The sequence below is a fragment of the Stenotrophomonas sp. P5_A8 genome (genome assembly GCF_056400545.1).
Genome location: NZ_JBFULB010000199.1, coordinates 1 through 7,194, shown reverse-complemented (window position 1 = coordinate 7,194; position 7,194 = coordinate 1). Strand labels below are relative to the sequence as shown.

The window sequence follows — 7,194 nt, the reverse complement described above, 5'->3', positions numbered from 1 at the left end:
GAGCATGGCATTGACACCGCCAGCCGATACGCCCAGGCCGTTGAATGCCGACACGGCCTGGTTGGGCCCCATGGTCACGCGCACATGCCCGGCATCGAGGCGGTCCACGCGATAGCTCGCGCCCGAGGCCTCGGTGAGCTGGGTCTGGGTGGCGATGTGGCGGAAGCTGGCGTCCAGCGCAGTGCCCTGGAACGCCTGGGCATCGAGCGTGACGCGGCCACCGACGGGAATCGTGGTGGGCGTGAACGGGTCCACCTTCGCCGCATCGACCGCATCGCTGCCGGCCGGCAGGCTGACCAGGTAGCGCCCGCGTACACCGGCGGTGGTGGCCGTCTCGGCGGCCGCGCCACGGCTCGATCCACCCCCCACCTCCGCGCGTGCGCCCGCCGAGCGCTCCATCTGCACCTGATAGTTCACCAGGCCGTCGGCGCTCGCGTGCGTGAAGGTCACCGCCTGAGCCTGCGTCTGCGCCGTGGAGCCCACCTTGGCCACGTCCCGCTCGATGGCGCCCTTGACCGCGCCATCGCCCGGATTCCAGGTGATCGAGCCGTTGCCCACTGCGGCGCGGTACTCACTGTTGGCGGACGCGTAATCGGGATTGAAGGCGACCTCGGCGGCGGTTCGATGCTGCGCGATGCTGGCTGCATCGTCCTTGTCTGCTGCGGCATTCATTGCCGTGTCCTCATTGCTTGAAGCCCTCAATTGTAGAGGGGACGCCTTAAAATGAGGTCCACGACGCAACGCGGCGCGATCCATGCCCCATTTGCGACGACCCGCGCCCATATCGCGCGAGACGGGAGAAGGCAACGGTCCTATTCTGGGCGTCCCCTCCCCTCCCCACGGGTCCGGGACCGCGCGGCGCTGCAACGCCCCCGCATGGTGCCGGCAAGCGTGCCCTGCTTTCGATGCCGTCCATGACCCCACAAACGCCCTCCCCCGCACCCGCACCGATCCCCTCGGCCGCCCCCGTCGTACCCGCCAACCAGGGCTTTGCGATCCGCATCGTCGGCGCCGCCGCGTTCGCGCACCTGCTCAACGACATGATCCAGGCCGTGCTGCCGGCGGTGTATCCGATGTTCAAGAGCGAGTTCCAGCTCAGCTTCGGCCAGATCGGGGTGATCGCGCTGGTGTACCAGGTCACCGCCTCGCTGCTGCAGCCGTGGGTGGGCATGTATACCGACAAACGGCCGCTGCCTTACCTGCTGCCGTCGGGCATGGTGGCCACCTTCATCGGCATCGCGATGATGGCCCTGGCCAACAGTTACGAAATGCTGCTGGTGGCCGCCGCAGTGGTCGGCGTGGGCTCGGCCACGTTCCATCCAGAAGCCTCGCGCGTGGCACGGATGGCCTCCGGTGGGCGCTTCGGCACCGCGCAGTCCACGTTCCAGGTCGGCGGCAACACCGGCTCGGCGATCGGCCCCCTGCTCGCCGCCGCGGTGGTCATTCCGCACGGGCAACGCGCCATTGGCTGGTTCATGCTGATCGCCGCCGTCGCCATCTTCGTGCTGTTCCGGCTGACCGGCTGGACCGTGCGCCATGGCCAGGCCAAGATGAGCAGCCTGGCGCGCAGCCACGGCACCGGCCTCAGCCGCGGCAAAGTGGTGCAGGCCATTGTGGTGATCTCGGTGCTGATGTTCGCCAAGTTCGTCTACATCGCCTCGTTCACCAACTTCTTCACCTTCTACCTGATCGAGCGCTTCCACCTGAGCGTGCAGCAGAGTCAGATGTATCTCTTCATCTTCCTGGCCTCGATCGCGCTGGGCACCTTCATCGGCGGCCCGGTCGGCGACCGGATCGGGCGCAAGGCGGTGATCTGGATTTCGTTCCTCGGCGTGGCGCCGTTCGCACTCGCCCTGCCCTACGCCAACCTGATGGGCACGGCGGTGCTGGCGATCGCGGTCGGCCTGGTGATGTCCTCGGCCTTCGCCGCGCTGGTGGTGTATGCGCAGGAAGCGGTACCCGGCCGCGTCGGCATGGTATCGGGGCTGATGTTCGGCCTGATGTTCGGGATCGGCGGCATCGGCGCGGCGGGCCTGGGCAAGCTGGCCGACATCCACGGCATCGTGTGGGTCTACCACTTCACCTCGTACCTGCCCCTGCTGGGCCTGGCAACGGCGTTCCTGCCCAAAACCAGGCCGCACTGACGCGACGCTACGCGCGGCAGGTGCGCGGCGCTACTGGAAGAACTGGCTCGGCCGTTGCCCGAAGCGCTTCTTGAACATCGCGGTGAACGCGCTGGGGCTGGCATACCCCAGCGACAGCGCCACATCGATGATCTTGTCGCCGTGCGCCAGACGCTCCAGGGCGCGCAGCAACCGCGCCTGCTGCCGCCATTGGCCGAAGGTCATGCCCACTTCGCGCGCACACAAGCGTTGGATCGTCTTGACGTCCACCGAAAGCCGACGCGCCCAGTCCTGCAGCGTGGAGGGATCATCCGGGGCGGATTCGAGCCGGCGCGCGATGGCCTGCAGTCGTGGATCCAGCGGTTGCGGCAGGTGCAGCGGCAACACCGGCAGCGTCTCCAGTTCGTCCAGGATCAGCTGCATGACCCGACCGTCGCGGGAGTCCTGCCGATACGGCGGCTGCACCTCGACGGCGGCGCGGATCAAGGCCGCCAACAGCGGCGTGACCGATACGGTCGACGCGGTGTCTGGCGCATGTGCCATGGCCGACGGCAGGATGTACAGGCTGCGCATGCCGACCGCGCCGATGCAGCTCACCTTGTGCCCCATGCCGGCCGGCATCCAGATCGCGCGCGTGCTCGGCACCACCCAGCGCCCGGTGCCCGCCTGCACCACCAGCACGCCGGTCTCGGCGTACACCAGTTGATGGCGGTCGGGATGGTGGTGAAGCGGAATCACCGTGCCCGGCGTGTAGTCGCGCGCGCGGCACAGCACCGGCGCATCCGGCGCGAACGGCATGCTGCGGCCTTGCCCATCGACGGCGGTGATGTGCTTTTTTCGGTAAGGCACGCGCAGATCCCGGCAAACAACCAACGCCGGGATTCTAGCCCTGCAGCGCGTGATCGAACACGGCCAGATCGTTATCGCCACGCGGTCGCACCACCCGTGCCACTTCCTGCCCATCACGCAGCAGGATCACGGTCGGCCACAGCGTGACCTTGAACGAGCGGCCCGCAGGCCGCCCTTTACCGTCTTCGATCTTCAAATGCGGCATCTCGTGCGCATCCAGCCAGTCCTTGAGGGCCAACTGGGCGGCACTGCAATGCGGGCACCACGGGGCACCGAACTCAACCAGCTGCCAGCCGGTGCCCGCATCGATCTCGGCGCGTGACGGCTCCTGGCTGGCGTAGTCGCGGCTGTAGCTCATCGCGCCTGCTCAAGCGCCCGTTGAATGTCTTCGAGCGGGGCGTTGGTGAGATCCTTGGCCAGATCGGCGAGCAACCGCGACTGGACCTCCTTGTGCAGCTGCGGGCGGATCCGCCCCAGCGTCTGCGGATCGGCGATCAGCACCAGGTGGGCATAGCGGTTGTTGAGGGCGTCCTCGTTCAACTGCCCGGCCAACTGCTTGGCGAAGGTAGCCTCGTTCATCTGCGAGATGCTCATGTCCTGCGGCATCGAGCCCGACGGTCCCTGGCCGGAGACACCCTGCGCGCTGATGTCCTGGACCTTCAGCTCATCGTGCTGCTTGAGCTGCAGGGTGCGGCCATCGCYGACATTGGTGAACACACGGGCCGAGCCGCCGTCTGCGACGACGACGAGGGTGCCTGCGGGAATGTGCTGCTGCATCGTGGACTCCTTGGGAAAACGGGTCGCCATTGCGCCCGAGGTCCAAGGTAGGCAGGTGGATGTAAGCACCGCGCATACGGATGTGTGTGCCGCGTGTGCACCGCCGCCCGCCGCAGCGTCAGGCAGCGCCGGCGTGCAGCTCCATCGCCCGCATCACGATCGGCTTGGCCCAGTCCGGGGTGTGCAGCAGTTCGGCGACCGAAACCGGGTAATGCAGGCCAGTGCGGTCCAGTTGCAGCAAGGGCCGCGGGTCGGCGCGGCCCTGTTCGTCCAGCGGGGCGCTGTTGTCGTAGACATGCACCTCGGCCAGGTACGGGAGCAGCTCGATCAGGTTTTCGCGGGAGGCATCGTAGCGGGCGTGGATTTTGTCCTGCGGAATGTCGTGGCCACCGCGGCTCACCCGGGCCGCCACGCGCTCGATATGCAGGGCCACGCTGTCCAGGCCGCAGAACCAGATCGCGACCTCGTGCGAGGCGCAGGCCTCACGCAGCAGGCGTGGGATGGTATTGCCGCCGAGCGTGCTTTCGAAGGCGAAATCGCTGCCATCGAGCATGGCCTGGCGCAGCCGCCGCGTGCCTTCGTGCCAGGCCATTGCGTTGGCCTCGGCCTCCACCCAGCCGGCCTCGACCAGGGCGCGGGTGAACGCGTCGGGGTTGTACCAGGACAGCCCCTTCGCCTCCAGCAACATGCCCAATAGCGAGCTTTTGCCGGCGCCGTTGACGCCGGCCAGCACCAGGATCCGCCCCACCGGTCAGAGCGACTTGCCGGGGGTGATCTTGCCGCGATGGATCGGCTTGCCCAGCACCTTGCCAAGCCCGCCGTCGCGGTTGAGCCCGGCCAACTGCGTATCGAACTGCGCACGCAGGCGTTCCAGCTCACCGCCGCGCGCGTCGCCACCGGCGCCGGCGGCCTTGGCCAGCAGTTCCTGGTAGGCCTTGATATCGACGATCACCGCTTCGGGGTGGTTGTGGTTGGTAATCACCAGCGCCTGCTTTTCACGCACAGTGCGCATCAGGCTCGGCCAGCCACGGGTCTTTACCGATGATGCAGTAGCCTTTTCAAGGCCGGGCAGATCCAGGGGCAACGTCATGGCAGGCTCCAGCGCGGGATATGGGGCCATCATACGCCTTTTGGCCAAATTGGACATAAATCCCATTTTGGCCCGACCCGGCTGTCCCACGTCGGGACAGCCCTTGCCCTGCAAGGGTTGACGGGTTTCGCCCAATGCTCAGCGCGACATCGAGTACGGCGCCTGCGCGCCCTGCCCCGGCCACGCCTTGTTCGGTTCGGCCTGCRGGGTGAAGCGCAGCTCGCCGCCGGCCAGGATCTCCGCATGGCGCAGGAAGGTGCGCTGCAGCGGCTGCCCGTTGAGGGTAACCGAGCCCACGTACTGGTGCCCCTTGTCCATCCCCTGCGTAACGATGCGGAACTGCTTGCCGTTGGGCAGGTTCAACGTGGCCTTGGGCACGAACGGGCGGCCGATGATGTACTCGCCACTGCCCGGCGCCACCGGATAGAAGCCCAGCGCGGTGAACACGTACCAGGCCGACATCTGGCCCAGGTCGTCATTCCCGGCCAGGCCATCGGGACGGTCGGCGTACTGGGTGTCCATGATCTGCTTCAGGCGGGCCTGCGTGCGCCACGGCTGACCGGCATGCGCGTACAGRTAGGCCACGTGGTGGCTGGGCTCATTGCCGTGCGCGTACCAGCCGATCAGGCCGGTAATGTCTTCCATATGCTCGAAGATCGACGGGTCGACCTTGGCCTCGAACACCTGGTCCAGGCGCGCCAGAAGCGTGTCGCTGCCACCATGGGCCTGCGCCAGCCCGGCCACGTCCTGCGGCACATACCACGAGTACTGCCAGGCGTTGCCTTCGGTGTAGTCGGTGCCGTACCCGCTGGCCGATGGATCGAAGGGCTCGCGGAAGCTGCCATCGCGCTTGCGTGCGCGCATGAAGCCGGTGCCGGCGTCATAGGCATGGCGCCAGTTGCCGGCGCGCTTGTCGAAGGTGGCCTGCACGTCCTTGCGGCCCATCGCTTCGGCCATGCGTGCGATGGTCCAGTCGTCGAAGGCGTATTCGAGCGTCTTGCTCGCCGCTTCGCCTTCCTCGTCGATCGGCACCCAGCCCAGTTCGCGGTACTGCGCGATGCCGTCATACGGGCCGTAGTTGGCGGTGGCCACCATGGCATCCAGCGCCTTGTCCGCATCGAAACCGCGAATGCCCTTGAGGTAGGCATCGGCGATCACCGGCACGGCGTGGTAACCGATCATGCACCACGTCTCCTGGCCGTGGAACGCCCACACCGGCAGCATGCCGTACGCACTGTGCTGCTGGTGGACGATCAGCGAATTGATGAAATCACTGTTGCGCTTTTCCGGCTGCACCAGGGTCAGCAACGGATGCAGCGCACGGTAGGTGTCCCACAACGAGAACGTGGAGTAGTTGGTGTAGCCCTCGGCGCGGTGCACGGCATTGTCCGAACCGCGGTACTGGCCATCGGCATCCATGAACAGGGTTGGGCCCAGCATGCTGTGGTACAGCGCGGTGTAGGCGCTGCGCAGGTCATGCACGGGCGCCTCGATCTCCACCGCGGACAACGCCTGGCGCCACTGCTGCTTCGCTTCGGCGCGCACGCGGTCGAAGTTCTGGTCTTTCGCTTCGGCGTCCAGGTTGGCGATCGCGCCCTGCTCGCTCACCGAGGAGATGGCCACGGTGACCACCAGCGGGGCATCCAGCGTGCCGAAATCGAACGTCCCCAGCAGCTGCCGCCCCTCGATCTGCGGGCGCTGGGTGGGATCGTTCTGGCCCGGCGGCGGGAAGCCCTTGTAGGCAATGTCGGTTTCGGTGTTGTGCAAGGCGTGGCCGGTCAGCGGGCGCGAGAAACGCATCGCGAAATACAGCTGCCGGCCCGGCGCCCAACCGCGGGTTTCGCGGAAGCCGGTGACCGTGCCATCGGGCTGCAGGCGCAGCCGCGACCACAGGATCTTGCCCGGATAGTCATACAGGCTGGTGCGCAGGTCGAGCAGCACGCGCGCCTTCTCGCCCTTTGGATAGGTGTAACGGTGTACGCCGGKGCGCGCGCTGGTAGTGAGCTCGGCGCGTACCTTGTAGTCGTCCAGCGTGACCGCGTAGTAACCCGGCTCGGCCTTCTCATTGTCATGGTGGAAGCGCGAGGCATAGCCACTTTTTGGCGTGTCCGGGTCACCGCGCTCCAGCCCCGGATCGCCGGTGAACGGCATCACCAGCACGTCGCCCAGGTCCGAATGGCCGCTGCCGGAGAAATGCGTGTGCGAGAAGCCGACGATGCTGCTGTCGTCATGGCGATAACCGGCTGCCCAGCCGTAGGCCTTTTCGCGCGGCTGGATGCGGGTGTCCGGACTGAGCTGGACCATGCCGAACGGCACCGTGGCGCCGGGATAGGTATGCCCTTCCCCGCCGGTGCC

The 7,194-nt window shown here is 67.0% G+C and carries 7 protein-coding genes and 1 pseudogene; 1 reads left to right on the top strand and 7 read right to left on the bottom strand.

The window, feature by feature from the left end; translation table 11 throughout:
• Positions 1-672: pseudogene (locus AC1DQP_RS13850) on the bottom strand (hypothetical protein); the annotation flags it as partial.
• 233 nt (positions 673-905) lie between these two features.
• On the opposite strand from AC1DQP_RS13850, the gene AC1DQP_RS13845 reads away from it, so the two are divergent.
• A complete protein-coding gene (locus AC1DQP_RS13845) occupies positions 906-2,144 on the top strand; it encodes an MFS transporter (RefSeq protein ID WP_457319498.1) in 1,239 nt (412 codons plus the stop codon).
• Positions 2,145-2,174: 30 nt separating this feature from the next.
• On the opposite strand, the gene AC1DQP_RS13840 is transcribed toward AC1DQP_RS13845, so the two are convergent.
• From AC1DQP_RS13840 to AC1DQP_RS13815, 6 genes are all read right to left on the bottom strand, one after another.
• Complete coding sequence (locus tag AC1DQP_RS13840) at positions 2,175-2,972, bottom strand: AraC family transcriptional regulator (RefSeq protein WP_457319497.1); 798 nt, start codon at positions 2,970-2,972, stop codon at positions 2,175-2,177.
• Positions 2,973-3,006: 34 nt separating this feature from the next.
• Positions 3,007-3,330: a thioredoxin family protein gene (locus AC1DQP_RS13835; protein ID WP_256774360.1), complete on the bottom strand. Its 324-nt coding sequence runs from the start codon at positions 3,328-3,330 to the stop codon at positions 3,007-3,009.
• Entirely contained in the window at positions 3,327-3,749 is a 423-nt protein-coding gene (locus AC1DQP_RS13830) for a baeRF12 domain-containing protein (RefSeq protein ID WP_478051813.1), read from the bottom strand. Before AC1DQP_RS13830 ends, AC1DQP_RS13835 begins: the two co-directional genes overlap by 4 nt.
• A 118-nt stretch (positions 3,750-3,867) precedes the next feature.
• Positions 3,868-4,497, bottom strand: coding sequence for an ATPase (locus tag AC1DQP_RS13825; RefSeq protein ID WP_457319494.1), 630 nt, complete (start codon positions 4,495-4,497; stop codon positions 3,868-3,870).
• 3 nt (positions 4,498-4,500) lie between these two features.
• Positions 4,501-4,839 (bottom strand): type II toxin-antitoxin system prevent-host-death family antitoxin, encoded by a 339-nt coding sequence (locus tag AC1DQP_RS13820; protein ID WP_256774363.1) that lies wholly within the window; start codon positions 4,837-4,839, stop codon positions 4,501-4,503.
• Between the two features lie 138 nt (positions 4,840-4,977).
• A partial coding sequence (locus AC1DQP_RS13815; RefSeq protein WP_478051812.1) for a GH92 family glycosyl hydrolase occupies positions 4,978-7,194 on the bottom strand: 2,217 nt, incomplete at its 5' end.